The sequence below is a fragment of the Streptomyces sp. NPDC030799 genome (assembly GCF_055572255.1).
This window is the reverse complement of record NZ_JBVIDS010000005.1, coordinates 225,552-250,969: the sequence shown is the minus strand read 5'-3', so window position 1 is coordinate 250,969 and position 25,418 is coordinate 225,552. Positions and strand designations below refer to the sequence as shown.

Annotated in this window: 22 protein-coding genes; 14 read left to right on the top strand and 8 right to left on the bottom strand. The window is 70.6% G+C overall.

What is annotated here, in order from left to right:
• Positions 1–50 precede the first annotated feature (50 nt).
• Both ACZ41I_RS14630 and ACZ41I_RS14625 read left to right on the top strand, forming a co-directional pair.
• Positions 51–1,223, top strand: a complete 1,173-nt coding sequence (locus tag ACZ41I_RS14630; RefSeq protein ID WP_363220830.1) for a polysaccharide pyruvyl transferase family protein — start codon at positions 51–53, stop codon at positions 1,221–1,223.
• Positions 1,224–1,255: 32 nt separating this feature from the next.
• Positions 1,256–2,665, top strand: coding sequence for an FAD-dependent oxidoreductase (locus tag ACZ41I_RS14625; RefSeq protein ID WP_468514230.1), 1,410 nt, complete (start codon positions 1,256–1,258; stop codon positions 2,663–2,665).
• Here ACZ41I_RS14625 and ACZ41I_RS14620 read toward each other — a convergent pair.
• Complete coding sequence (locus ACZ41I_RS14620) at positions 2,642–3,889, bottom strand: cytochrome P450 family protein (RefSeq protein ID WP_468323400.1); 1,248 nt, start codon at positions 3,887–3,889, stop codon at positions 2,642–2,644. The two genes, ACZ41I_RS14625 and ACZ41I_RS14620, sit on opposite strands and share 24 nt — an antisense overlap.
• Positions 3,890–4,258: 369 nt before the next feature.
• Here ACZ41I_RS14620 and ACZ41I_RS14615 point away from each other — a divergent pair, with 369 nt between their 5' ends.
• On the top strand, positions 4,259–5,248 hold the full coding sequence (locus tag ACZ41I_RS14615) for an urea transporter (protein ID WP_468514229.1): 990 nt from the start codon (positions 4,259–4,261) through the stop codon (positions 5,246–5,248).
• A 125-nt stretch (positions 5,249–5,373) separates the two neighbouring features.
• Here ACZ41I_RS14615 and ACZ41I_RS14610 read toward each other — a convergent pair whose 3' ends face one another.
• Both ACZ41I_RS14610 and ACZ41I_RS14605 read right to left on the bottom strand, forming a co-directional pair.
• The gene (locus ACZ41I_RS14610) at positions 5,374–5,892 is read right to left on the bottom strand and encodes a hypothetical protein (protein ID WP_468514228.1); all 519 of its coding nucleotides are present in this window, start codon (positions 5,890–5,892) and stop codon (positions 5,374–5,376) included.
• Positions 5,893–6,193: 301 nt separating this feature from the next.
• The gene (locus ACZ41I_RS14605) at positions 6,194–7,492 is read right to left on the bottom strand and encodes a phosphatase PAP2 family protein (protein ID WP_468514411.1); all 1,299 of its coding nucleotides are present in this window, start codon (positions 7,490–7,492) and stop codon (positions 6,194–6,196) included.
• A gap of 422 nt (positions 7,493–7,914) precedes the next feature.
• Between ACZ41I_RS14605 and ACZ41I_RS14600 the strand changes: the two genes are divergently transcribed.
• The 4 genes from ACZ41I_RS14600 to ACZ41I_RS14585 all read left to right on the top strand — a co-directional run bounded on the left by ACZ41I_RS14600 (position 7,915) and on the right by ACZ41I_RS14585 (position 12,959).
• Positions 7,915–9,156: an alpha/beta hydrolase family protein gene (locus tag ACZ41I_RS14600; protein ID WP_468514227.1), complete on the top strand. Its 1,242-nt coding sequence runs from the start codon at positions 7,915–7,917 to the stop codon at positions 9,154–9,156.
• 513 nt (positions 9,157–9,669) lie between these two features.
• The gene (locus ACZ41I_RS14595; protein WP_468514226.1) at positions 9,670–9,981 is read left to right on the top strand and encodes a hypothetical protein; all 312 of its coding nucleotides are present in this window, start codon (positions 9,670–9,672) and stop codon (positions 9,979–9,981) included.
• 23 nt (positions 9,982–10,004) lie between these two features.
• The gene (locus ACZ41I_RS14590; protein ID WP_468514225.1) at positions 10,005–11,906 is read left to right on the top strand and encodes an ArnT family glycosyltransferase; all 1,902 of its coding nucleotides are present in this window, start codon (positions 10,005–10,007) and stop codon (positions 11,904–11,906) included.
• Positions 11,907–12,065: 159 nt separating this feature from the next.
• Positions 12,066–12,959, top strand: coding sequence for a dioxygenase family protein (locus tag ACZ41I_RS14585; protein WP_468514224.1), 894 nt, complete (start codon positions 12,066–12,068; stop codon positions 12,957–12,959).
• 29 nt (positions 12,960–12,988) lie between these two features.
• On the opposite strand, the gene ACZ41I_RS14580 is transcribed toward ACZ41I_RS14585, so the two are convergent.
• The gene (locus ACZ41I_RS14580) at positions 12,989–13,465 is read right to left on the bottom strand and encodes a hypothetical protein (protein WP_468514223.1); all 477 of its coding nucleotides are present in this window, start codon (positions 13,463–13,465) and stop codon (positions 12,989–12,991) included.
• Between the two features lie 481 nt (positions 13,466–13,946).
• Between ACZ41I_RS14580 and ACZ41I_RS14575 the strand changes: the two genes are divergently transcribed.
• Together ACZ41I_RS14575 and ACZ41I_RS14570 are read left to right on the top strand one after the other, a co-directional pair.
• Complete coding sequence (locus ACZ41I_RS14575; RefSeq protein ID WP_363219402.1) at positions 13,947–14,408, top strand: SRPBCC family protein; 462 nt, start codon at positions 13,947–13,949, stop codon at positions 14,406–14,408.
• 251 nt (positions 14,409–14,659) lie between these two features.
• Positions 14,660–14,836, top strand: a complete 177-nt coding sequence (locus ACZ41I_RS14570; protein ID WP_363219403.1) for a cold-shock protein — start codon at positions 14,660–14,662, stop codon at positions 14,834–14,836.
• A 323-nt stretch (positions 14,837–15,159) separates the two neighbouring features.
• Here ACZ41I_RS14570 and ACZ41I_RS14565 read toward each other — a convergent pair whose 3' ends face one another.
• Both ACZ41I_RS14565 and ACZ41I_RS14560 read right to left on the bottom strand, forming a co-directional pair.
• Positions 15,160–15,423, bottom strand: a complete 264-nt coding sequence (locus ACZ41I_RS14565) for a hypothetical protein (RefSeq protein WP_468514222.1) — start codon at positions 15,421–15,423, stop codon at positions 15,160–15,162.
• A 155-nt stretch (positions 15,424–15,578) separates the two neighbouring features.
• Positions 15,579–17,237 carry a sigma-70 family RNA polymerase sigma factor gene (locus ACZ41I_RS14560; protein ID WP_468514221.1) on the bottom strand — a complete coding sequence of 553 codons (1,659 nt, stop codon included), beginning with the start codon at positions 17,235–17,237 and terminating at the stop codon, positions 15,579–15,581.
• A 432-nt stretch (positions 17,238–17,669) separates the two neighbouring features.
• Between ACZ41I_RS14560 and ACZ41I_RS14555 the strand changes: the two genes are divergently transcribed.
• From ACZ41I_RS14555 to ACZ41I_RS14540, 4 genes are all read left to right on the top strand, one after another.
• Positions 17,670–18,821 (top strand): PP2C family protein-serine/threonine phosphatase, encoded by a 1,152-nt coding sequence (locus ACZ41I_RS14555; RefSeq protein WP_468514220.1) that lies wholly within the window; start codon positions 17,670–17,672, stop codon positions 18,819–18,821.
• A 92-nt stretch (positions 18,822–18,913) separates the two neighbouring features.
• Positions 18,914–19,609, top strand: a complete 696-nt coding sequence (gene phoU, locus ACZ41I_RS14550; protein WP_363219407.1) for a phosphate signaling complex protein PhoU — start codon at positions 18,914–18,916, stop codon at positions 19,607–19,609.
• Positions 19,610–19,847: 238 nt separating this feature from the next.
• On the top strand, positions 19,848–21,245 hold the full coding sequence (locus ACZ41I_RS14545) for an FAD-binding oxidoreductase (protein WP_363219408.1): 1,398 nt from the start codon (positions 19,848–19,850) through the stop codon (positions 21,243–21,245).
• A gap of 148 nt (positions 21,246–21,393) precedes the next feature.
• A complete protein-coding gene (locus ACZ41I_RS14540; protein WP_468514219.1) occupies positions 21,394–23,091 on the top strand; it encodes a DUF885 domain-containing protein in 1,698 nt (565 codons plus the stop codon).
• Positions 23,092–23,262: 171 nt separating this feature from the next.
• Here the strand turns inward: ACZ41I_RS14540 and ACZ41I_RS14535 are convergent, their stop codons facing one another.
• Entirely contained in the window at positions 23,263–23,601 is a 339-nt protein-coding gene (locus ACZ41I_RS14535; RefSeq protein WP_468514410.1) for a hypothetical protein, read from the bottom strand.
• Positions 23,602–23,911: 310 nt separating this feature from the next.
• Between ACZ41I_RS14535 and ACZ41I_RS14530 the strand changes: the two genes are divergently transcribed.
• The gene (locus tag ACZ41I_RS14530) at positions 23,912–24,478 is read left to right on the top strand and encodes a phosphotransferase (RefSeq protein ID WP_468514218.1); all 567 of its coding nucleotides are present in this window, start codon (positions 23,912–23,914) and stop codon (positions 24,476–24,478) included.
• Between the two features lie 49 nt (positions 24,479–24,527).
• On the opposite strand, the gene ACZ41I_RS14525 is transcribed toward ACZ41I_RS14530, so the two are convergent.
• Entirely contained in the window at positions 24,528–25,232 is a 705-nt protein-coding gene (locus tag ACZ41I_RS14525) for a hypothetical protein (RefSeq protein WP_468514217.1), read from the bottom strand.
• Between the last annotated feature and the right edge of the window lie 186 nt (positions 25,233–25,418).

Here is a 25,418-nt window from a genome sequence, read left to right as displayed (position 1 = left end):
CGGTACTCGCATCGTGGGAGCACATCTATGAACGTCGTGAGGGAGCGGTCGTGGACAACGCAGGCAGCGTGACCGTGGGCGTACTGGGCTCCTACGGGGGCCGGAACGTGGGTGACGAGGCGATCCTCACCGCCCTGCTGGACCGTGTGCGCGCCGGGCGGCCGGAGACGCGCTTCGTGGTCTTCTCCCGCAATCCCGTCCACACCCGCCGCGTCCATCCGGATGTCGAGGTCGTCGGCTGGGAGGGCGTGTGCAGGGAGGGCATCTCCGCGCATCTGCGCCGGCTGAGTGTGCTGGTGCTCGGCGGCGGGGGGATCCTTTACAACACCGAGGCGCGTCGATATCTGCGGATGGCCCGCACTGCCCAGGATCTCGGCGTACCCGTGTTCACCTATGCCGTGGGGGCCGGTCCGCTCACCGACGAGGCGGACTGCGCATGGGTCCGTCAGGTGCTGTCCGAGGCGGTCGAGGTCACCGTGCGTGACGAGGAGTCGAAACTCGTCCTCGAAGAGGCCGGACTGGCCCGGCCCATCTCCGTCACGGCCGATCCGGCGCTGCTGCTCGTCCCCGGCAATCACGGCGCAGAGCTGCTGCGGGCGGAGGCGGTGCCGGACGGGGTGCGGCTGGTGGGGATGAGCGTACGAGAGCCCGGGCGCGCGGCCGAGCATCTCGATGAGGACGGGTACCACCAGCTTCTCGCCAGCGTGGGTGATTTCCTCGTCCACCGGCTCGATGGTCACGTCGTCTTCGTCTCCATGGAACGCGGCGACATCCGCCACGCCCATGCGGTGGTGTCCCGCATGGCCTCAGCCGACCGCTGCACGGTGCTGCACGGCGACTACGCACCGCACCAGGTCCTCGACATCGTCACACAGCTGGACCTGGCCGTCGGCATGAGGCTGCATTTTCTGATCTTCGCCGCTCTCTCCGGCATTCCCTTGCTGCCCCTGCCCTACGCGGGGAAGGTCTTCGACTTCGCCCAGCAGATCGGCGCGCCCGCACTGCGCGGGGTGATCAGAGAGACCACAGGGCTGCTGCTGGCGGAAGTGGATCGCCTGTGGGACGAGCGGCCCGCCCGGGCAGCGGACACGGCCGCGCGTACGGCATCGCTGCGGCTGCGGGCGGCGCAGACCGCCGACCGGCTCCTTGCCTATCTGGCCGCGACCGCTTCACACCAAGTCATCTGCGACAGCACGCCGGTGCCCGCCTCCACAGCGGGCTGATCCGACGGCCACCGGTTTCCGAGGGAGTGACCGTGTCCTACCTGATGCCGCCCCGCGTACCCAGGAAGGTGGAACTTCCGCCCCGTCAGGCCCTGCATGCGGGGTCCACCCAGGTGCTGGTGATCGGCGGCGGGCCGGCCGGCATCGGCGCGGCCCTCGGTGCCGCGAACGCGGGCGCCGAGGTGGTCCTCGTCGAGCGCTACGGGTTCCTCGGCGGCAACGCGACCGCGGCACTGGTGATGCCGCTGATGAGTTTCCACAACGAGGTCAAGCAGGCCGTGGCCGGCGACACCACGCGTCTGCTGCCGCCCGACCACGGCGAGGGCGAGCCGGTCGTCGGCGGTGTGCTGTGGGTGCTGCTCAACCAGCTGGTGCGGACGGGCGCGGCGATCCGGCCTTCCCTGGAGACCGGTTACACCGTGCCCTTCGACCCGGAGCTGTTCAAGCTGGCGGCCTACGAGCTGCTGGAGAACCATGAGGTCCGTACGCTCCTCCACGCCTTCGCCTCCGACGTCCTCAGCCTGCCCGAGCGCGTCCGTGCGGTGTTCGAGACCAAGTCGGGGCCCCTCGTGATGGACGCGGACGTGATCGTCGACTGCACCGGGGACGGGGACATCGCCGCGGCGGCCGGGGCGTCGTACGAGATCGGCCGGCCCGAGGACGGCTGGACACAGCCCATGACACTGATGTTCCGCATGGTTCGCTTCGACCACGACGAGTTCGCCGCCTACACCCGCGCCCACCCTGACCAGTGGAGAGGCGTGCACGGGCTGTGGGACCTGGTCCGTACCGCCACCGACGCGGGGGAACTGGACCTGCATCGCGAGGACATCCTCTTCTTCGCCACCCCGAACACCGGTGAGGTCGCGGTCAACTCCACCCGCGTCACCGAAGTGCTCGGCACGAGTGTCTGGGACCTCACACGCGCGGAGTTCACCGCGCACCGGCAGATGGCGCAGATCGCCCGTTTCCTGCGCGACCGTGTGCCGGGGTTCGCCGACTCCTACGTCGTCCAGAGCGGTGTGCAGGTCGGCGTCCGTGAAACGCGCCGGATCGTGGGGGAATACCAGCTGACGGGCGAAGACGTGCTGACGGCCCGCACGTTCGACGACGCCATCGCGCGCGGCGCCTACCCGGTGGACATCCACAACCCGAGCGGCCGCGGCACCACGCTCACGCGGCTGCCGCGCGGCGAGTCCTACGACATCCCGCTGCGCTGTCTCCTCCCCCGCGGCCTGGACCGGGTTCTCGTCGCGGGCCGCTGCATCTCCGGCGACCACGTGGCGCACTCCTCCTACCGCGTGATGCCGATCTCCATGGCCACCGGACAAGCGGCGGGCGTCTGCGCGGCCCTGGCGGCGACCCAGGGCCGGCAGCCGCGGGACATCCCGGTGAGCGCCGTCCAGCGAGAACTCCGCTCACAGGGCGCAAGCCTGCGCTGACGCGCGGCCGCCGGGGGTGAACGTGACCGGAAGCCGCACCGGGCCGCGGAGTGCGCCGGGCCGCCAGCTCAGCTCGGCCGGCGGCACGGCCAGAGCCAGGTCCGGAAGGCGGCGCAGTACCGTCCCGATGGCGATCCGGCCCTCCAGGCGGGCCAGCGGCGCACCCAGGCAGTAGTGGATGCCGTGCCCGAAGGCCAGGTGGCCGTTGTCGTGCCGGGTGATGTCCAGCCTGTCGGGGTCGGGGAACCGCGCGGGATCACGGTCGGCTATAGCGGACGCGACCAGGACTGTGGCACCGCGCGGGACGGTCACGCCCGCGATCTCGGCGTCCTCGCGGGCGAACCGGGCGATGCCCGGGCTGACGGGGCCGTCGTAGCGGAGGAACTCCTCGATCGCGCCGGGCAGCAGTTCCGGACGATCCCGCAGCAGGGTCAGCTGGTCGGGGTGGGCGAGAAGCGCGGCGATGCCGCCGCCGATCAGGTTGACCGTCGTGACGTACCCGGCCACCAGCAGCAGGAAGGTCATGGCGATCAGCTCGTCGTGGTTCAGGCGTTGTTCCTCGTCGTGGGCGCTGATCAGTGCGCTGAGGAGGTCGTCCCCCGGCCGGGCCCGCTTGGTTTCGAGGTGCTCGGTCACATACGCGCGCATCCGTTGCCAGGCCTCGTCGACGACGTCCCGGTCGGGCATCGTCTCCCCGCGCACGAGCAGGGCGTCGGTCCACCGCTGGAAGGCGTGCCGGTCGTCCACCGGCACGCCGAGCAGCTCACCGATGACGGTGACCGGCAGCGGCAGCGCGAAGTCCGCCACGAGTTCGGCCCGGCCTGCCGGGGCCACCGCGTCGAGCAGCCGGTCGGTGATCTCCTGGATGCGGGGCCGCAGATCGGCGACCCGGCGTGCGGTGAACGCCTTGGACACCAGGCGGCGCAGCCGGGTGTGATCGGGCGGATCCGAACGCAGCATGTTGCTCATCATCGATTCACGCTCGAACTCGGGCAGCTGCTCGACGAGGCGGGGGTCCGAGGCATCACGGACGTCGCTGCTCAGCCTCGGGTCGGACAGCGCGGCGAGCCCGTCCTCGTAGCGGGTGACCAGCCAGGCCTCCAGGCCGCCTGCGATGACCGCACGCCGGACCGGGCCGTCCTCGCGCAGCCGCCGGTAGAGCGGGAAGGGATCCGCCACGAAGGCCGGGTCGTCATAAGGGAGATGGACCGGCTGCTGGCTCATCATGCCTCCCCGGGCACGCACCGACCGTCTGCGCCCTGTATTCGCACTTAGGGGCATATAAACAGATTGTCCGGTATCGCAGCGGTCATCGCCTTCTCCGGCGTCTCGACGGAACGCTGCGCCGCAATACTGCGCAGCATGTCGCTACGGGCTGCGGTGCCGGCCTTGCCTGGCTTGCCTCGGGCGCACCTGAAGGCACCCGCCTGCCGAACAGCTGAGACAGCCGCGTTCACCGCACGACAGCGTCCGGCCCAGCCCGCTTCCAGCGCACAGATATGTCGCATGACGGAAATACAATGCCGTCTAGCGGAAAAACTGTGTGGGGGGTTCGGTATGTGGTGGTCTCCAAGGCGCGCTCTGGAGTTCGGGGTGTTCGTGCTGCGCGGCGTGGCCCAGGTCGTGTTCCTCGACAGCGCTTGGGCAGGCGCTGTCTTCTGTCTCGCGCTGTCCACGGCGGACTGGCGGTACGGCGCCTACGGTGCGGGCGGTGCCGCCCTCGGCACCGGCACCGCACAGCTGCTGGGCGTGGCCCGCGACCGGGTGCGGACGGGGCTGGAGGGCTTCAACTGCTGCCTGACCGCGCTGTGCTTCGCCGTGTTCTTCGATGCGGACAGGCTGTCCACGGTGCTGCTCGCCGCTGCGGCCTGCCTCGTGGTCACCGTCGTAGCAGCGGCTGTGATCCGCCTGCTGCACGTGTGGTCTCTGCCGACGCTGACCATCCCTTACTGCCTGCTGGCGGGCGCGGTCGCCGTTGCCGCGCCGGCCTTCCTGCGGATCTGGCCGCATGGCGGGAGCGTCGCAGCGCTGCCCCGCGCTGCCGCCGGACCCACCGTTCTGCGACTGAACGACGTGGGGGCGGCGTTCTTCCGCAACGTGGCCCAGGTGTTCTTCCTGGATCAGTGGTACGCGGGAGCCCTGCTGCTCGCCGGCCTCTTCCTGGTGAGCCGGGTGGCGGGGTGGGTGGCCTGTGCCGGCAGTGCGACAGGCATCCTGACGGCCTGGGCGCTCGGGGTGCCGGCCGCACGGATCGCCGACGGCACGATGGGCTACAACGCGGTGCTGGTCGCGCTGGCGCTGTGCGGGGTGTTCCTGCCCGCGACCCCGGCGACCCTGTGGTACGCGCTGCTCGGCGCCTCGACCGCGACCACCCTCACACCGGCCGTCGCCCATCTGCTCGCCCCGTCCGGCGGCCACCCGCTCACCTGGCCGTTCGTGCTGACGACCCTCGGCTTCCTGTTGGCCGCCCGCTCGTTTCCCCGCATGACCGGCCTGCAGACACCTGCCGCGCCCCGAACCAATACGCCGACCCCTTCCGCAGCGACCGGGCAACCCCGCGCCGGGCGGACGGGACCCGCCTGAACAGGATCGTGCTCGGCGGCCCACCTGGTCGAGCCCGGATCGGAGACCGTCCGTCGTGCGCGATGCCAGGTCCGTCCCCGGTTGAAGTCGCCGACGGGCTGGCTGACAGTGGGAGACATGAGCCGTCACCGGCGCCCTTCGAGGAGGGCCCCGTGGATCGCGGCCGGTGCTGCTGTGCTCGTGCTCGGCGGCCTCGGCGTATGGCTGGCGGTGCCGCACGGCGGAACGCCCAGGCCACACCCGTCGGCCTCGGGGAACCTGTCCCTGCCGACGGCGAAACCGCCACCGTCCCAGCCCACTGCACCGGCACCATCCAGCACCCCAGGGCCGACACACACGGGCACGGCCGCACCCAGACCGACATCGACACCGACGGCGACACCGACGGCGACGACCCAGCCCCCGGCAGCACCGACCAGCCGGCCGACGAACCGGCAGACGACAGCTCCCCCGTCAGCCGCACCGACGCCGACCGCACGGACACCGCAGGCAACCCGGCCACCCGCCCGCCCCACAGCGGTCCCGCCCCCGGCATCGCCCTCGCGGACCACGACCTCCCCGGCGCCGACGCCGACGAGGCCGTCGACCGCCGCGCCCTCCCCCGCTCCCACGCCGACGGCCGGCGGCACCGGCGCACCGACCACGACGTGGTACACCTCCCCCGCAGCGGTCGGCGCCGCTCACCGCATGGCCGCCGCCGGGGCGGTCGGGGACCCCTCGTGCTCGTTGGCCGCCGTGGGCCGGCCCGACCCCGGCCTCGTCCCGCAAGGCATCCGCATCGGCATCGGGAACTACGGCAGCTATTGGTGCCTGATCTGGTAGGACGCCGCGGCGGGAAGAGGGCTGCTGGTCGGCGTGACCCTCGGCCGCCGCCACCACGTCCGCAGATTTCGGTCGGCTGTCCACCCGGCGGATCGGCATTGCCCCGCAGAAATGCACCCTGCCTCAGGCGAGTGCGGGTTGCGGTTCCGGTTGCTGGGCTGTTGCGGCATTCGTTTCCCACCGTTTGGTGGTCCACAGGTAGCCGTAGACCACCGAGGCCATCGCCAGAAGGAGAAGCGGCCCGAACACCCACGGATGATCGGCCATCTCCACCGGCAGACAGCGGTACGACACCAGGAGCGCGGCGAACACCGTCGCTCCGTGGAGGACCAGCTGGATTCCCGACCGGTCCCAGCCGCGGTCGAGCGAGCGCAGCGCCGCCTCGACCGTGAACGCGAACACCAGACCGGCGACGAGATCCACGCCGTAGTGGTAGCCGAATCCCAGGGTCGCGGTGAGCGTGGCGATCAGCCAGAACGTGCCCGCGAAACGCAGCATCCGTGGGCCCTTGCGGGAGTGGATGAAGATCGTGGTGGCCCACGCCGTGTGCAGGCTGGGCATGCAGTTGCGGGGGGTGAGCCCGTCGTACGGCACCGGGTGCGGGGGGCTGATCGGCGGCGGCGTGTGGGGCCACAGGTCGGCCACCGCCCAGTGCACGCCGCCGGTACCGAAGGCGCCGGGGCCGTAGGCGAAGACCGGTCCGACCACCGGGAAGATCATGTAGATGGCCGGCCCGAGGAGGCCGATGACCAGGAAGGTGCGCACCAGATGATGCCTGGGGAAGCGGCGCTCGACCGCCACATTCCGCAGCTGGTACAGCGCGACGACGACCGCGGCCACCGCGAGCTGCGCGTAGACGTAGTCGAGAAGGTGAGCGCCGATCGGGCCGGTGGCGTCGACGATCCGGCCCACCAGCCATGACGGGTTGCCCAGCGCGTGATCGGCGGTTGCCACATACGGGTCGAGCACCGTCGGACGGGTCTTTGACGTGATGAGCAGCCAGGCATCGCCCGTCTTCCGGCCGGCCACCAGCAGCAGGCCCAGCCCGACGCCCTTGAGCAGCAGGGCACGTTCGGCGCCGGTGCGTCGTGTCACAGCGACGACCGCACAGCCCAGCATCACCCACAACGCGCCGTTGCCGAAGGGGTGGCCCTCGGTCGCCTTGACGCCGATCACCCACCGCACCAGCACGAAGACGACGTCGATGCCGATCGCGGCACCGACCGCGATGAACCGTTGCCGCCAGGTGAGCACCACCATCATCAACGCCATACCGGCGTACAGCAGCGGCCCCGATTTCGGGGCGAAGATCACCTCCCGCGCCTGATTGGTGATCGGCCCGGGCAGCCCGTAACCACGCGCGGCGATCTCCAGCGTGATGAGGAACCCGAGGGTTGCCACACCCGCCGCGGCCCACAGGATCGCCCGTGGTCGACGCCACGCGGCGAACCCAGTTCTGTAGTTTTTTCGCGAGAACTCCCGCGGCGCCTTGGATATCAATTCTTCAGCCGATTTGTCAGATTTCAGGGCGATCGTTCGTGCGTTCGATCATGTTATCGGAACGGGGCGGGCGGGTTTCGCCGGTCAGCGGTGGCGCGCAGGCCAGTGGATCCCACACTCAACACTCCTAGCATGTCGAGACGCGACTCATGGGGGATCGCGGACGGGTCGGCAGTTGGGCGGCGGGGGCAACGGTACGGTGTGCCGCAGACAATCACCGGACCAACGCTCTATGATCCACCAGGGGGAGTTCCATGCCACACCGCCGTCCGCGCCAGCGCCGCAGACTCATAGCCCGTGTGGTCGGTACCGCAGGCGCTCTGGCCGCCGCGGTAAGTGCCGGAATGACGCCGGCGACAGCCGCCGAGAAGGCACCCCACACGCCCACAGCCACCGCGCCGTCACCCGATCAGGCCGCGCCCTGGGCGCCCGAGAACGACAGCATCCCACCGCAGAAGGCCGTCCACCCGGCCCTCAGGCCCAGTGTGGGGCGCGGTCCCGCTCTCCAGCTGACACTTCCCGCGCCGAGCGGGCGCTACCCGGTCGGCACGTTCAGTCAGCACCTCGTCGACAAGTCCCGTACCGACCCGTACGTCCGCGGCAGGGCGCGCGAGTTGATGGTGACGTACTGGTATCCGGCGGCCTCCACGTCCGGGCACGCTCAGACACCGTGGATGCCGTCGCTCTCGGGCAATCACTTCCTCCACTCACGCGGCCTGTCGCCGCAGCAGGTCACGCTGCCGCAGACCGCCGGACACGCCCTCGCCCCGGTCGACACCCGGCTCGGCAAGCTGCCCGTGCTGCTGTATTCGACCGGTCTGCACTCGGACCGCGCAATGGGCACCGCGCTCACTCAGGATCTCGCCAGCCGCGGCTACCTCGTCGTCACCGTCGATCACACCCACGACGCCGGTGAGGTCGAATTCCCGGGCGGACGGCTCGAGGTCAACAAGATGCCGGCCGGCTCGCACTCGTCCGACACGCTCAACGTGCGCGCCGCCGACATCCGTTTCGTCATCAACCAGCTCGGCACCATCGCCAAGGGCGGCAACCCGGACGTCGACCACGCCAAGCTCCCCTCCGGTCTGTCGCACGCCGTGGACACGTCCCGTATCGGGATGTTCGGCTGGTCGCTGGGCGGCGCGGCGGTCGACACCGCCATGCAGCTCGACCGTCGCATCGCCGCCGGCGCCAACCTGGACGGCCAGTTCTTCGGAACGGCGCCGAGCAAGGACCTGAGCCGCCCCTTCATGCTCTTCAGCTCCGGCACCCACAACCGGAACAACGACTCTTCGTGGCGCCAACTGTGGCCCCATCTCAAGGGGTACCGGGTCGACATCCAGCTCCACGGTTCGAGGCACCGGTCCTTCAGCGACAACGAGGTGATGGTGCCGCAGGAGGCAGGCCTGCTCGGACTCTCCCCGGACCAGCTGAAGCAGGAGTTCGGCCCGATCGACCCCGACCGAGCGATCAAGATCCAGCGCGACTACGTCGCCGCCTTCTTCGACCAGGAGCTGCGCCACAAGCACAGCACCCTGCTGGACGGACCGGCCAAGAGCTACCCGGAGATCTCCTTCGTCCGCTGACCGGACGCCCCACGAACGGGCCCCCGCCGGGGGCCCGCCCTTCGTCGCCGCACGGTCCCCCTCGAAGGCATGGTGCAGGGACGAGAGGGTGACGGCTGCGCGACCTCATGCGGCTAAAGTGTGCGCTTGTCGAACATTCGAGCGCTCGTCGCCGGTTGAGAGAGGATCCACTGCCCTGCCCACCGCTTCCCGGGCGCCGCGCCGACACCGCACCCTCCGCCCCGCCGATATGCCACTGATCCGCGAGTGCAGGCGTGCCGATCACCCCGCTCGTCGTGCTGCTGCCGTTGACGGCCGCTCTCACCGTGGCAGGCCCGGGCAGCAGCAACTCCCGGTCTGTTCCCGATGCCTTGGCGGCCGGAACGCAGTGGATCCCCGCGGAAATCCAGCTGTCGGAGGGCACCGCAAGCGGCGCCCGGACGACTGCGCGGCGCCGTGCGGCCGACGCGTGTACGGCGCCCGGCGCAGCGACTTCCCCGGCCGCACTCAATCTGGCGCCCCGGACAGCGCGTCATGGCTGCTCGCCGTCCTGGAGAGACCGGCCCCCGTTGCAACCACGACGACGGGCGCACCGTCTACATGCTCGACGCCTACAGCGACGTCGGCGTCACCCACGCCGACGGGGCGGCGTCGCCGACCGCAGCCGACGAGCCCTGCGGCATGTACCTGGACCTCGACGACCGGAGCCGCCGCCGCCTCTTCTCCAGCCGCTCTGCCGCCAGCGGCCCGACCAGGCACGATCTGCCGGACGGTGTACTGCTGGACGCCACCGACCATGCCTGCGATCTCCGAGCCGCCCGCGGCGTGACCCGCCGCACCGTCTGACCACTGATCCGAGGACCCATCCCATGGCCACCACTCCCACCGCCCAGACCACCGGCCATCCCGGCCACCGGGCATCGAACCGCCACGACGGCCGGCCGGAAGCCCCCTTGCGCTGGGAGCGCCCGGCGCTCGCCACGGTCCTGGTCGTCGCCACGGTGCTGTACGCCTGGGGCATGGGGCACGCTGCGATTCACCCGTACTACAGCGCGGCGATACGGTCGATGGCCACCAGTTGGCGCGCATTCCTCTTCGGCGGGCTCGACCCCAGCGGTTCGATCACCCTCGACAAGCTGCCGGGCGCCTTTTGGCCCGAGGCCGCTTCCGTCTGGCTCTTCGGGCCGCACACGTGGGCCGCCGCGTTGCCGCAGGTCGTCGAGGGCGTGCTGACGGTCTGGCTGCTCCACCGGATCGTACGGGCCTGGGCCGGGCCGTTCGCCGCGCTGATCGCCGCGCTCACGCTCACCTTCACCCCGGTCACCGTGGTGCTCAACCGGGCCACCATTCCGGACACCGCACTGACCCTGCTGCTGGTGGCTGCCGCCGGAGCCCTGCAGAAGGCGGTGCGGACCGAGCGGCTGCTCCCGCTGATCACCTGTGGCATCTGGGTCGGGCTCGCCTTCCAGACGAAGATGCTGCAGGCGTGGCTGGTGCTGCCGGTGTTCGCCGTCGTCCACCAAATCGCCGCGCCCGGCACCGCGTTGAAGCGAGCCCTGCGCTCCCTGCTCGGCGGCGTGGTCGCACTGCTCGTCTCCTGCTCGTGGGTGCTGCTCGCCTGGGTGACGCCCGCCGCGGACCGCCCCTATGTCGACGGCACCTCCAACAACAATCCGTTCAGCCTGGTCTTCGGCTACAACGGCATGAGCCGCTTCAGCGACGATCCGACCGCGTTCGGTGCCGTCGCGGGCACGGCCGCCAGCCGGACCGACGGAAACACCGGCTGGGGAATGCTCGTCAACCACACGATCGGCCCGCAGATCGCCTGGTTCCTGCCGCTCGCCGTGCTCGCCGCCGTACTGGGCATCGTCTGGCGCGCCCGAGAACCGCGAACCGACGTGCTGCGCACCGGATTTCTTCTCTGGGGCGGGTGGCTGGCCGTACACGCCGTGGTGTTCAGCGTCTCCAATGGCAATCACCCTTACTACACCGCCGTCATCGCCCCGGCACTCGCCGCACTGGCCGGCGGAGGGCTCGCCCTCTTCCGGTCCGAGCACGAGGCCGGCGGTCGCCGGCGCGTGGCACTGCCGTCGGCCATCGTGCTGACGGTTGTCTGGGCGTTGGTGCTCGACTGGCCGACCGGATTCGTCTCCTGGCTGCTGGCGCTCGCGGTGATCCTCGCGGTGGGCGGCGCGCTGGGCCTGTGGGTCCGTGGGCCGCGCGCCTCCCGAGGGCTGGTCCAGGGCTCTCTGGCCGCCGGAGTCGTGGCCACCCTGCTCGTACCGCTCGGCTGGGCCGCCTCCTGCCTCGATCCGCTCTACGCGGGTGCCTCCACCTCGCCGACGGCCGGTCCGGTCGGCAAGGTCTACCACAACGCCCTCGACCACCGATCCGCTCTGCGCCGGGTGGGGCTCGACCAGCCCAGCCGCCGCGACACCGCCTTGCTCGACTACCTCACCGCGCACCGCCACGGCGAGAAGTACCTGCTGGCCACCCAGGCCGCCTACCCCGCGGAGCGCCTTCTGCGCGCCGAGTCCCAGCCCACGCTGGTCATGGGCGGCTTCACCGGCAAGACCCCGTTCCCCAACGCCCAGCAGCTCGGCACCCTCGTCACCGATCACCAGCTGCGCTACGTGCTGCTCACTCCCCGGCGGCCCGCGACTCCGGCCACAACCTGGGTGAAGTCCCACTGCAAGCGCCTCCGCCCCAAGGCCTACGGGTGGCGCACCAGGGGCAGCTTCGCCCTCTACGACTGCGGCCGACGGGACTGAGCGGCGGCGCCGGGCTTCGGCAACCACGTCTGGAGCCCGGCCTCGTGGCAGGGCTGCGCGGGGTCGAGAAGATCCCCCGGCATCACCGAAACCACGGCCGGCGCGTTCTCCCGGGGAAACACTCCTAACACCCATGCCGTCCCCAGGAGGATCCCCACCATGACCACCACCACTCCCGCCGTGCCGGACCGGCAGCGTCAGGTCGAGGACGAGCTGGTCCGCACGGTGCTCGCCTCGTTCGAGAACACCCCGGACCCCCGGCTCAAAGAAGTGATGCAGGCCCTGGTGCGGCACCTGCACGCGTTCATCCGCGAGGTCCGGCTGACCGACGCCGAATGGCAGCGGGCCATCGACTTCCTCACTGCGGTCGGCCACATCACCACCGACCGCCGCCAGGAGTTCGTACTGCTCTCCGACGTCCTCGGCGCCTCCATGCAGACCATCAACGTCCAACACGAGGCGGGCGCGGGCGCGACCGAGGCCACGGTCGTCGGTCCGTTCTTCGTGAAAGGCTCCCCGGAGATCCCCAGGGGCGGAGACATGGCCGCGGGTGCCCCGGGAGAACCCTGCTGGGTCGAGGGCACCGTCACGGACACCGAGGGCAACCCGGTCCCCGGGGCACGGCTCGAGGTGTGGGAGGCGGACGGGGACGGGCTGTACGACGTGCAGTACGACGACGGGCACCTGGCCGGCCGGGCCCATCTGTACACCGACGAGGAGGGCGGGTACGCCTTCTGGGGACTGACGCCGACGCCGTACCCGATCCCTCAGGACGGCCCGGTGGGGGCCCTGCTCAAGAGGACCGGGCGCTCGGCCGTGCGCGCCTCCCATCTGCACTTCATGGTGACCGCGTCCGGCCTGCGCACCCTCATCACTCATATCTTCGTCGAGGGTGACGGTCTGCTGGATTCCGACGCCGTGTTCGGCGTGAGGGAATCCCTCGTCAAGCGATTCGAGCGGCAGCCGGCCGGCACTCCCACCCCCGACGGACGCGACCTCTCCGGGCGCAGTTGGACCCGCGTGCGCTTCGACATCGTGCTCCGACGGGAGTGAGGGCCCTCCGCGCCCTGCCCAGGTGCGGCTCAGTCGCCCGAGAATCCGAAGATGCCCAGGTGGGTGGGCTCGTCATCCGTATACAGAACGACGTACACGCCGGTCCACCGCATGCGGCACTCGTCAAGGAGCGTCTCCGCGCGGTTACGTGTCCCTGTGAGGGATGCGTGGGGCTGGGCGAGCAACTCCTCGAACTGGGCGGGCGTAGGGTGATCGGTGCCGAAGTGGTGTATGACGCGCTCGGGCGCCAGCGGACGCAGAGTGCCGTAGTCCGCGATGTTGTGGGTCGACGGGGCGGCGGTTGTGCGGACGACGCGATCGATGTCCAGGATCGAGTGGGTCCCCTCCTCGCCCATGAACTCCGCGTCCTGCCACAGCTCCTCAAGGTCCCGGTACGTCTCGTCGTCGCCGTAGAGTTCCTGGAAGACCTGCGCGTGCAGAGCCTCCAGGGACTCCTCGACGGTCCCTTTGAACGGAGCGACGTACTCCCAGCCACTGGCACCCATCCGGCCCCTCCTGCGGTGTGACATCTACCAGGTCGCTGCCACCTTAGAGAGAGCCACTGACAACGGAAGCCGGGCGCCGGGCCCGGCCGGCACGGCGAGAGGACGCACCCGACAGACCGCGACGCACCTGACAGACCGTCGCGGCTGCTGCGCCCGCGGCTCCGGAACAGGGAGCGCGCTGCGCACCTCGACGCGCTGGTCGACCGTGGAGCAGACATTGGAGCGGGCCGGCGGTCATGCCGGGCGACAGCTCGGTCATCGGACCCAGGCGTGGCTTGCGTTGAGCGACGAAACCCAAGCCCTGACCACGGGCGGGTACTGGTACCACGCGCTCTGGCCCATCCGCGGACCTGCTGCCAGCCTGTGGTCACGCGTGCACGGACGGCGACTGGAAGGGCTCGGGCATGAGGCAGGAGGTGGCGGTCGGAGCTCCCTGGGTACTCGGCCCCAGGCAGCAGACCGACGCAACGGAGGCACACTGATGAGCACGGTCAGGGAAACGGTAGAAGTCGACGTGCCGGTCCACACCGCCTACAACCAGTGGACGCAGTTCGAGACATTCCCGGACTTCATGGAAGGCGTGGAGGAGGTCAGGCAACTGGACGACCGTCACAACCACTGGATCACCAAGATCGGTGGAGTCCGGCGGGAGTTCGACACGGAGATCGTCGACCAGCTGCCCGACGAACGCATCACATGGCGCACCACCACGGGCGACACGTCCCAGAAGGGCATGGTCCACTTCGAGCGCGTGGACGACATGCACACCAGGGTGGAACTCGTCATGGATGTCGAACCCAGCGGCGCCGTGGAGAAGGTCGCGGACATGGTCGGAACGCTCGACCGGCGCGTCAAGGGCGACATGAAGCGCTTCAAGCAGTACATCGAACAGCGCGGAGAAGAGTCCGGAGCGTGGCGCGGACGCATCCGGCCCGGGGGCTGAGGGGTAACTCCCTGAAGCCACTGCCCGCCCCGCCGCCAGTGCCTCGGGCACTGAGGCGGGCGGGCGGGTCTCATGGGGCCGGGTCGCCGGGTGATTCGGACGTCCGTGTGACGCGCCCGCCGATCGGACGGCTGACTTCTGGTCAAACACTGGCCGACGCGCCGAGGCATGCTTTCTTCCGCCGCTCACGTCGGGTGATGCTCTGCTCACCGGGGGATGTCAGTAGCCGCCAACCCACGGAGGAACAGACGATGCCTCTCGGAACAATCGCCGTGTACAACAGGGCGGACGGCGTGGGCGTCATCACCGACGAGGACGGCGAGAGGCGCCCGTTCTCCGGCATGGAGACGCAGACCACCCGCGAGGGTCAGCGAGTGGTCTTCGACGTCGTCGGCCACAAGGCCACGAACGTGATCGCCGTTCGGTGATCGACCCGCTCACCAGCGCCCCGCCCCGAAGGAATCGGGAGCGGGGCGTACCGCGGTTCGGGCGGTGACGCGCCCACGCCGTGGACGCCTGCTCGTACCCCCGCCGGCGCTGACCCCGGCTCCCGCGAGGCACCGCACCAACCTGGCCCACGGGGGCGGCCGTACGGTCTCTGGCACCCGATGACACCGGAAGGCTTCCGCAGCTGTTTGCTGTGCCTCAATCGGATCGGTCCCCGGCCACAGGTGGGTGAGCACGAGCCTGGCGGCACCAGCCTGGTCGGCGTACGGCCGGCCAGGCGTGCGGTCAGCAGGTACGGCGCGGTTCAGCCGAGCATCTCCGCCAGGACCGCAGCGACGACCGTGAGCACGGCGACCGGCAGTATGACCATGCGCAGCTGAACCAGTCGACGGGTGAGGTCGTGGCCCGCGCGGGCCGACGCGTGCCGCTGATCGCCATACCCGAACAGCGCCCGGCACCAACGGCAATCCCCTCCCCTGTCGTCCAGACGAGAGGCATCGGTCGGACGAGAGGCATCGGTCAGCCGAGCGAAGGCCATACTGTCTCCGTCCTCCATCGCAGCGCTCATGCCCGATCAACGACGCATCCCGGCGCCGGGCCACCGTCAGGAGTCGGCTCGTGATCCCTCCGCCGCAGGATCGTGACCGAGGACGGAGTCTCCCACGGCCATGTACGAGGGGATCCCGCACGGCACCCGGTCACCGCTACCGCATCCGAGGCGTCTCATTGCTTGGCGCCGAAGTCCTGCGTCCACCAGGGGCCGCCCGTGCCCTTGTGGACGCCCACGCCGATGTTCTTGAAGGAGCAGTTGAGGATGTTCGCGCGGTGGCCCGGGCTGTTCATCCAGGAGTCCATGACTGCTGCGGCGGTCTGCTGGCCCCGAGCGATGTTCTCGCCGTAGGTGGACCAGCGATAGCCGGCGGCGGTGATGCGCTGCCCGGGATCGGCACCGTCCGGGTTGGTGTGGTCGAAGAAATGACGACCGGCCATGTCGTCGGACTGGCCCTGGGCGGCCTTCTGCAGTTGCGGATCCTCAGCGAGCGGACCACAGCCGGCGGCCGCCCGCTCCTTGTTCACCAGCGCAACCACCTGGTCGACCGTGCCGGTGGGTTGGGAAGGAGCCTGCGTCGTCCTCGCCGGGGCCGGAGCCGGTCGGGTGGACTGCCGGGCCGTCGGTGCGCTCTTCCTGGCAGGGCTCGTTTTCTTGGCGGGGCTCGGCTTTGTCGTCTTGGCCGCTGACGGAGACGGAGACGGCGAGGCCGAGGGAGACTTGTCGCCGGCAGTGGGCGTCGAGAGGTCCGGGACGGGTACGGCTGCTCTTTGCTCGGCGTTCGTCCGGTCGGGGCCGGGACCGGAGTCCGTACCGAAGTACCACAGGCCGCCTCCCGCGACGCAGGCCGCGACGACGGCGCCGCTGACGGCGCGGCGGCGCATGCGCCGACGGCGTCGGGACCGGCTGCGCGAGCCGGCGGCCGTGGCGTGTCCGCCATGCCGTCCGGTGTCCGGGCGCGACCGGGTGCCGCCGTCGGCGCCACTGACGCCGTCGACGCCGCCGAGCGGTGCGGCGGAACCAGCCGGGACAAGCGTCCCCGAAGCGAAGAACTCCCGGGCCAGCAGCGTGGACGACACCCCGACCAGCGCCAGGCCGGCCAGCAGTCCTTCCGCGGGCATCAGTCCGCTCCACAGTCCGCTGCAGCGGGGGCAGCCGCGCGCGTGCCGGGCTATTCGTTTGCGCCACAGAGCCGAGGGCCTGCCGTCCCAGGGGGCCAGCACGACCCGGAGTTCCTCGCACAGCGGCCGTGCGTCGAGCGCTCGTACCACCACCCGGGCCGCCTCGAGCTGCGCCTTCATCCGCTGCACCCGGACCGCTGTGTGCTGGGGCGACAGGTCCAGAGCCGCGGCGACCTCGGCCCGGGTGAGTTCCCCGGCGCACTCCAGCCACCACAGTGACAGCAGTCCCCGATCGTCGGGTTCCAGCCAGCGCGTCGCCTGCGCCGTCTCCTGGCGTTGCCCTGCGAGCTGGAGCTGCACCACGGTCAGGTCGACGAAGTCGGCACCGGGATCGGCCAGGTCCGCGGCCTCCTCCACGGCGCCCGGGGCGGAGCGCCGATGCTCCCAGTACACCCGGACCTGGTTCATCGCGATCGCCACCAGCCAGGACCGGAAGCGCTCGGGCGTCCGCAGTCCGCCCAGCCCGTCCAGGGCACGCAGCATGGTCTCCTGCACCACGTCGTCGACATCCACCGAGCCGTTCAGAGCCCGGCCGACGATGTTGTAGACCAGCGGGAGGTACGCGTTGACCAGGGCGTCCTGAGCCTGCGTATCGCCCTCCCGGGCGGCTGTGACCAGTACCGCCGTCTCCGCCGCGTCCTGCGTGCTCATAAAAGTGCTTCCCATCCTTCGAGGCGGAACGATTCTGTCCGATACCTGGGAGACCGCTCGATGCGCCCCCGATAACACTTCTTCGAGACAGAGTTCTGGCCCGTCCCGCCGTATCCCCCGCCTCTTGCGGTGTCCCAGCAGGTCAGAGAGGTCCCGACGGGGGGGACCGTCCGCCCGCCGACGGAAAGGATGACCGGCTGTGCCGTCCCGACATGGCCGGGAGCATCTCTGCGGCTGGGGCGACGACACCCACCACAGGCCGGAGATCATCACCGGCCGGCACCCGGGTAACGACGTCGGCCTGGGGATCGAACTCAAGCAACGGCCCCCGGTGGCTGTCCGGCGCTGTCGCCGGGGAGTGTCCGCTCGTCAGCCGTGCCTCGATGGTGCACTGTGGAAGACGTGGATGTCCGGCGAGACGTTGCTGCCGGTGTGCGACAGCCATGGCAGTCGAGTCATGCGCTGCTGGCGATCCCCATCGTGCTCGTCATCGTCATCACCGTGGTGGACCAGCTGGTCCCGGCCGACATCCATCTCGGGCCGCTGCTGGTCATCGCCCCCGCGATCACGGCGTCGTTCGCCGGACCCTGGCTGACCGGGTTGATCGGATTCCTGGCCGTGGGGGCGCAGGCGTACATCGGCTGGCACTTCGGCGTGCTGTTCTCGCGCAACGTGCTGGTGCAGCTTCTCGCCCTTGCCGTGCTGTCGGCTCTGACCGTGTTCTACTGCGTGATGCGCGAACGGCGGACCCGCCAGCTGGCCCAGGTGCGCATGATCGCCGAGGCCGCGCAGCACGTTCTGCTGTGGCCGCTGCCGGAGCAGATCGGCTCGATGAAGATCGCTTGTCTGTACTTGGCCGCCGAGGCCGAGGCCCAGATCGGCGGTGACCTGTACGCCGCGACGCCCACCGACAGCGGCGTACGGGTCATGATCGGCGACGTCCGCGGCAAGGGCCTCTCCGCCATCGGTGAGGCCGCGCTCCTCATCGGAGCCTTTCGCGAAGCCGCCCACCACCACACCTCGCTGCCCACGCTGGCCGCCGCCCTGGAGCGCAGTGTGGCCCGCAATCTGCCCGACCTGGAACCGGACGAGGAACTGGGCGAGCGGTTCGCCACCGTGATGCTGATGGAGATCTCCGACGAGGGCCATGTGACCCGGATCCTGAGCTGCGGCCATCCCCCGCCGCTGCTGCTCAGTCACGGGAGCGCGGTGACGGTCCCCGTACACCCGGCGCCTCCGCTCGGGATCCACGGGACGGCACCCGGGGACTACACGGTCGATGTGTTCTCCTTCGAGCCCGGCGACACCCTCCTGCTCTACACCGACGGCGTCATCGAGGCCCGGGATGCCGACGGCGCCTTCTATCCGCTCCCGGAACGGGCCGCCCAGTGGGCCGGGAGCAGCCCGGAGAAGCTTGTGCACCACATTCGCCGCGATCTGCTCGACCACGTCGGGGGACGCCTCGACGACGACGCCGCGCTCATCGCGCTGTGCCGGGCGCCCAGCACCCATCGGGCTCATCGGCATGGGCCGGGCCTCCATGTCGGTGGGTTCGGCCACGGCGCCAGATCGGTGCCTCACTGAGGCGCCCCGTGCCGTTGGCGGGCGGGACGACTGCACACGCGTCCGGTGCCGAGGGGGAGACGCGGGAGCACATACGTGCAGGAGGGAACGCGATGCGAAAGACGTACCACGAGGAACTGGCGTCGCTCAGCGACGGGCTGGTGGAGATGGCCCGGCTGGTGGGCTCCGCGATCGGCCGGGCCACCACCGCTCTGCTCGACGCCGACCTCCAGGTCGCCGAGGGCGTCATCTCGGCCGACGTGCAGGTTGACGACCTCCAGAGGGATCTGGAGGACCGGGCGATCGCGCTGCTGGCCCGGCAGCAGCCCGTCGCCACCGACCTGCGCACCGTGGTGACCTCCCTGCGGATGAGTGCGGACCTGGAGCGGTGCGGGGACTTGGCCCGGCATGTGGCCCAGTTGGCCAGGCTGCGGTACCCGGGGCGCGCGGTACCGGGCGACCTGCACCGGACGATCCTGGAAATGGGCCAGCTCGCGCAGCGCCTGATGGCGCAGGCCGCCGAGGTACTCCTCACCAGGGACGTCGACGCGGCGTTGCAGCTGGAGCAGGACGACGACCGCATGGACGAGCTGCACCGCATGATCTTCCGGCATCTGATGGACGACCAGTGGCAGCACGGCGTCGAAACCGCCGTCGACGTCACGCTGGTCGGCCGCTACTACGAACGCTTCGCCGACCACGCCGTGTCGGTCGCCCGACGCGTGGTCTTCCTGGTCACCGGCGAACGCGCGGACGAGTACACCTCCGGGGCTGATGGCCGGCCGGCCGCGACGGACCGGCGTCCGTGACGGCTGTGGGGGGTGGCTGGGGCATCGCGCGGGGCCGCCGTTTCCGACGTGCGGCAGACGGCGGCCGGGCGGACAATGGCGGTGGCCGGGGTACTGCATGCTGCCGACAGTGGGGTGCCGCACCCTGCCGGTCCTTTCACAGGCGCGTACGGATCCGCGTCTCACGCCCCCGCAGCCCGCTTGGACTTCTCGCTCGCCTCCGTCCGCGCGTCACGCACGTGAGCAGGGGTGTTCCACCATGGGCGGTATCAACGAACCAGTTGTCGACAGTCTGCGGGAGTCCCTGCGGGGACCCGTGGTCGCTCCAGGAGACCACGGCTACGACGAGGCCCGCGGCATTTACAACGCCATGATCGACCGGCGGCCGGCCGCGATCGCCGGGTGCGTCGATGTGGCGGATGTACGGACCGTGCTCTCCTTCGCCCAGGACACCGGGGTGGAGCTGGCGGTGCGCGGCGGGGGACACAGCGGTCCGGGGCTGTGCCTGGTCGACGGGGCGCTGACGCTCGACTTGTCGCCGATGCGCTGGGTGCACGTCGACCCGGAAACAGGGACCGCGCGGGTGGGCGGCGGAAGCCAGCTGGGCGACCTCGACCACGCGACACACGCCTTCGGTCTCGCCACACCGGCCGGGATCATGTCGACCACCGGGGTCGGCGGTCTCACCCTCGGCGGCGGGCACGGGTACCTGACCCGCCGGTACGGCCTGACCGTCGACAACCTGCTGGCCGCCGACGTCGTCCTCGCCGACGGCACGTTCGTCACCGCGTCGGAGAACGACCACCCGGACCTGTTCTGGGCCCTGCGGGGCGGCGGCGGCAACTTCGGCGTGGTCACCTCCTTCACCTTCCGGCTGCACCCCGTGGACGCCGTCGGCGTCGCGGTGACCGTCTGGCCCGTGGACCAAACCCGCGAAGTGCTGCAGTGGTACCGGGAGTTCATACCCGCCGCACCCGAGGACCTCAACGGCTTCTTCGCCCTGCTGACCATTCCGCCCGGGCCGCCCTTCCCCGAGCCGATCCACGGACAGAAGATGTGCGGGGTCGTGTGGTGCTACACCGGCAATCTGGCAGGGGACCGCCTGGAGAAGGTGCTGACCGTGGTGAACGTACCGGGGCCACCCGCCTTCCACTTCACCACGCCCATGCCCTACCCCGCTCTGCAGACCATGTTCGACGCGCTGCTCCCGAAGGGGCTGCAGTGGTACTGGCGCGGCGACTTCTTCGACGCCATCTCGGACGACGCGATCACGGTGCATGAGAAGTACGGGCAGAATCTCCCCACCGGCCTGTCCACGATGCACCTGTACCCGGTCGACGGGGCGACCCGCCGTACCGGCGCCGACGACACGGCCTGGGCCTACCGGAACGCCGTGTGGTCGGGTGTCGTAGCCGGCATCGACCCCGAGCCCGCCAACGCCGGCCTGATCCGCCAGTGGTGTGTCGACTACTGGACCGAACTGCACCCCCATTCCATGGGCGGCGGCTACATCAACTTCCTGGGCGAGCAGGAGAGCACCGACCGCGTCCGGGGCACGTACCGCGGCCACTACGACCGGCTGGCCGCGATCAAGCGCACCTACGACCCCGACAACTTCTTCCACGCCAACCAGAACATCCCGCCCACCACAGCATGACCACAGCATGAATGGCGCACCACCGGCTTCACGTTCCGTCGTTCCGGCTGCCGGGCCCGCCCGGAGCAGGTTGCACGCGTTGCCGAGCGGCCGAAAGCCGACGGCGCGTGGCTGACACCGTCGGCGACGGTGCGTCAGCATGAGCGCCATGTCCGAGAAGCTGAACACCCCGCGCCGGATCGCCGACGACTACGTCGCGCAGGTCGCCGCCCTGGACCCCATGACCTCGGCGCGACTCGGCCTTGACGCCGAGGACGACCGGCAGCCGGACCTGTCTCCGCAGGGCTTCGAGGCGCTCGCCGAACTGGCCCGGCGAACGCTCCTGACGCTCGACGCCACCGAGCGGAACGCGGAAAAGGACGGCGTGGTGTTCGAGGACGTCGAGCGGAACTGTGCCCGGTTGCTGCGGGAGCGGCTGACCGCGGAGCTCGCCCTGCACGAGGCGGGCGACCACTTCCGCCGGCTGAGCAACGCCAACTCGCCCCTGCACAAGGTGCGGAGCATCTTCACCCTGATGCCCACGGACACCGATGAGGACTGGGCGATGGTGGCCGGGCGGCTGCGCAACCTGCCCGGCGCGCTGGACGGCTATCGGGCGACCCTCACCGAGGGAATCGCCCGTGGGCTGATCTGCGCGCCCCGCCAGGCCCGCGCCGTCATCGGGCAGCTCGCCGCCTGGACCGGACAGGACGCCGGCGGCGCGAGTTGGTTCGCCACGTTCGTGGCCGGTGGGCCGGACCGGCTCCGGCCCGAACTGGATGCCGCCGCCGACCGGGCGACGACCGCGGTGGCCGGCTTCCGCGACTGGCTGCGCGGCACCTATCTGCCCGCCGCGGACGGCACCCCGGACGCCGTCGGCCGTGAGCGCTACCTGCGCTCGGCCCGCTGGGCCAACGGCGCCGATGTGGACCCGGCCGAGGCGTACGCCTGGGCCTGGGAGGAGTTCCACCGGACGGTCGCCGAGATGCAGGCCGAAGCCGACCGGATCCTTCCCGGCGCAAGTGTCCGCGAGACCATGGACCACCTGAACCGGCACGGGCACGCCATCGTGGGCGAGGAGAACATCCGCGTCTGGCTCCAGCAGGTCATGGACGAGGCGATCGACGCCCTCGACGGTACCCACTTCGACATCTCCGGACCCCTGCGCCGGGTGGAGACGAGGATCGCGCCCGCCGGCAGCGCCGGCGCTCCGTACTACACCGGTCCGAGCCTGGACTTCAGCCGCCCCGGCCGCACGTATCTGCCCACTCTGGGCCAACAGACGTTCCCCACCTGGCAGATCGTCAGCACCTGGTACCACGAGGGCGTCCCCGGCCATCACTTGCAGACGGCCCGATGGACCGCCGCGGCGGACCGCCTCAGCTCCTACCAGATCACGCTGGGCGCGGTCAGCGCCAACAAGGAGGGGTGGGCCCTGTACGCCGAGCGTCTGATGGACGAACTGGGCTTCTTCACCGACCCCGCCCGCCGTCTGGGCTATCTGGACAAGCAGATGCTGCGTGTCATCCGCGTGATCATCGACATCGGCATGCACCTGGAACTGGTCATCCCCGACGACTCCGGCTTCCACCCCGGCGAACGCTGGACGCCCGACCTCGCCACCTCGTTCATGGCCGCGCACCACGGCAGCGACACCGCCCGCCGTACCAGCGAGATCGACCGATACCTCGGCCGGCCCGGCCAGGCCATCGGCTACAAGCTGGGCGAGCGCGCATGGCTGCAGGGCCGTGAGGCCTCCCGCCGCCGCCTCGGTACCGGTTTCGACCTGCGCACCTGGCACATGAACGCGCTCAGCCAGGGCTCACTCGGTCTCACCGACCTGGCCGACAGCCTCGCGGCACTGTAGGGGCGTGAGCTCCTGTGCGGGCGGGTGCCGACCCAGCGGAACTGGGCGCATGTCCAGGAGCCGGCCGGGTGCGGCGGATGTGTCCCTCCGCGGCCGGCTGCTCGCCATCGGAGCGGGCAGGGCCCTCCCCGCGCCGATGGCGGCTTGCCGGATCCGCGGTGCCGGCGCGGATCAGCGGACCGTCACGTTGAAGACCGGTGAGGCCGTGCTGCCGCTGACGACGCGCAGGTCGTTCTTGCCCTTCAGGCCGAGCTTGACGCCCAGCGAGTAGGAGCCGTTGCGCGCGACGGGCGCGGAGGCGGGCAGGCTGACCCACGTGCCGTGCTGCTTCTGCTGCAGGGTCACCTTGCTGCCCGGCTTGAGGCCGGTCGTCTTGCCGGTGACCCGGAACAGCTGCCAGGCGCGGACGGAGGATGCCGACGGCGTGGCGGTGATGCCGGCCTTCGGGGCCTGGGCCTTGTGCGCAACGGCGACGGGAGACGCGGGGTGCGGGGCCGGGGTGGCGGCCATCGCGCTGCCGGCGAGGAGGTCACCTTGAACTCGGAAACGTCCCCCACCGCCGACCCGTGGCCCGGGTACCTCGCCGAGCGCGGGCACCCGAACGCCCGCCGCATCGGCTGCGGCGTCGAGGGCATCGTCTACCGGCTGGGCGACGGCCGGGTCGCCAAGGTGTGGACCGGCCGGCCGCCGACCGCACTCACCCGCCAGGTGTATGCGGACCTTGCACAGCGCCCACTGCCGTTCGCCACCCCGGAGATCCTCGAAGTGCAGGAGCACCAGGGCGTCGTCGCTCCTTGCCGTTCTGCGTGGCCTCGCCTCGGTGCCGGGTACAGACGCGATGCGCCGGCTGACCGTGCAGGGCGACCACCGTCCGCTGTGGCAGGGCCACCACCGCTTCCAGGACGCGCTCGCGGCCTTGGTCACCCGCGCCCTGGCCCGGCGCGGCGCTGCCCTGGCCGTGCAGGTGCCGGACTTCGACTCGGGAGTCGCAAGCACGCTGGCCACGCTCAGGTCGCTTCCCGACGCTCCGGTGACAGCGATCCACGGGGACCTCGTCCCGCCCAACATCCACACCGACGGTGCCGGACGGCCCGTCGCCGTACTCGACTTCGGCTGCTACACCACGGCAGGCGATCCGGCATTTGAAGCAGTGGTCACCACGGCCATCTGGGACATGTACGGCAGCTACGCCAAGGAGCACACCGCCGAACTCACCCGGCTCTTCGCGCAGGAACTCGGCTACGCACCCGCCACCCTTGCCGTCTACCAGGCCGTCTACGCCTTCACCACCTACGATGTCTTCGGCATGGACGACCGTGACGGACATTTCCGGTGGTGCGCCGAACAGCTCTGCCACAACGCGGTGTTCAGCGCCCAGGTGCCCTGACTGCAGCCGCCTCGATCGAGATGCACCGCGCCGACCGCAAGGCAAACCGTCAGCGTGGCAGCCCCAGATCGTCGAGGGACGCGCCGGTCGCCCAGCGCTGCAGTTGGCGGCCGTGCAGGAGGTGGACGTCGCCCTGGCGGGCGGCCCACAGCACGTCTGCGCGGCTGAAGCCGCCGGGGTGGACGATGACCTGGATCGGGCGGGCGGCGCCCGGGCGGCCCGTCTCGAGGAGGGCCGTGCGCCAGTTCCGGTCTTCCTCGGCCGTTGCCCCGGAGCGGAACGCGACGTCCAGTTGGCGCCCCTGGCGGTCCCGGGCATGCAGGCGCCGCCTTCCCTTCTGCAGGGTCAGATCGACCACCTGCCAGCCGTCGCGCTGCAGGATGCGCGCCGCCGCCTCCGCCAACCCGCGCTCATCGAGCAGGGCGAGCTCCGCAGCGGTGTAACGGCCGCCGCGCCGGCGGACGACAGCACGGCGCACGCGCAGGGCCACCACGGTGCCCGGAGCCAGCAGGATGACGCCGAGCGCCAGTCCGAGGACGCCAGATGTGCGCTGAAGCCAGATGAGCAGGCACACGGTGACCAGCGCGGCCAGACCGAGGCCCGCGAACGCGGGGAGAACCTCGCGGAGTTCGGGGCCGTACCGGCCCTGGGCCCGGAGTTCGGAGACCGTCTGCGTACGGCGCGTCCGGCGCGGACCGGGAACCGGCCCGCGCTGCCCCCGTTCCGGCAGCTGCGGCTGCTGCCACCTCGTCACCAGAGTCCACTCCCCACGGTCTTGTCCGTCCCCCTCGCGGCGAGGTATCCGGTCACCACCGATCGCGCCGGCAGGGGACAGCCGTGGGCAACGATGTCATGTCTGGCAGGTGACAGGGTAGCCGGGTGTCGCCGAGCGCTCGGCCGAACCGGCCGCCCGCCTCGCCCCGCGCTGCGGCTCACCCGG

What these genes read in the sequence shown, in the direction of transcription:
- ACZ41I_RS14590 (WP_468514225.1), top strand. Translation starts at nt 10,005, where the DNA reads ATGGCCACCACTCCCACCGCCCAGACCACCGGCCATCCCGGCCACCGG.
- ACZ41I_RS14560 (WP_468514221.1), bottom strand. Translation starts at nt 17,237, where the DNA reads ATGAGCACGCAGGACGCGGCGGAGACGGCGGTACTGGTCACAGCCGCC.
- ACZ41I_RS14600 (WP_468514227.1), top strand. Translation starts at nt 7,915, where the DNA reads ATGACGCCGGCGACAGCCGCCGAGAAGGCACCCCACACGCCCACAGCC.
- ACZ41I_RS14595 (WP_468514226.1), top strand. Translation starts at nt 9,670, where the DNA reads ATGGCTGCTCGCCGTCCTGGAGAGACCGGCCCCCGTTGCAACCACGAC.
- ACZ41I_RS14570 (WP_363219403.1), top strand. Translation starts at nt 14,660, where the DNA reads ATGCCTCTCGGAACAATCGCCGTGTACAACAGGGCGGACGGCGTGGGC.
- ACZ41I_RS14585 (WP_468514224.1), top strand. Translation starts at nt 12,066, where the DNA reads ATGACCACCACCACTCCCGCCGTGCCGGACCGGCAGCGTCAGGTCGAG.
- phoU (WP_363219407.1), top strand. Translation starts at nt 18,914, where the DNA reads ATGCGAAAGACGTACCACGAGGAACTGGCGTCGCTCAGCGACGGGCTG.
- ACZ41I_RS14565 (WP_468514222.1), bottom strand. Translation starts at nt 15,423, where the DNA reads ATGAGCGCTGCGATGGAGGACGGAGACAGTATGGCCTTCGCTCGGCTG.
- ACZ41I_RS14580 (WP_468514223.1), bottom strand. Translation starts at nt 13,465, where the DNA reads ATGGGTGCCAGTGGCTGGGAGTACGTCGCTCCGTTCAAAGGGACCGTC.
- ACZ41I_RS14540 (WP_468514219.1), top strand. Translation starts at nt 21,394, where the DNA reads ATGTCCGAGAAGCTGAACACCCCGCGCCGGATCGCCGACGACTACGTC.
- ACZ41I_RS14620 (WP_468323400.1), bottom strand. Translation starts at nt 3,889, where the DNA reads ATGAGCCAGCAGCCGGTCCATCTCCCTTATGACGACCCGGCCTTCGTG.
- ACZ41I_RS14535 (WP_468514410.1), bottom strand. Translation starts at nt 23,601, where the DNA reads ATGGCCGCCACCCCGGCCCCGCACCCCGCGTCTCCCGTCGCCGTTGCG.
- ACZ41I_RS14575 (WP_363219402.1), top strand. Translation starts at nt 13,947, where the DNA reads ATGAGCACGGTCAGGGAAACGGTAGAAGTCGACGTGCCGGTCCACACC.
- ACZ41I_RS14545 (WP_363219408.1), top strand. Translation starts at nt 19,848, where the DNA reads ATGGGCGGTATCAACGAACCAGTTGTCGACAGTCTGCGGGAGTCCCTG.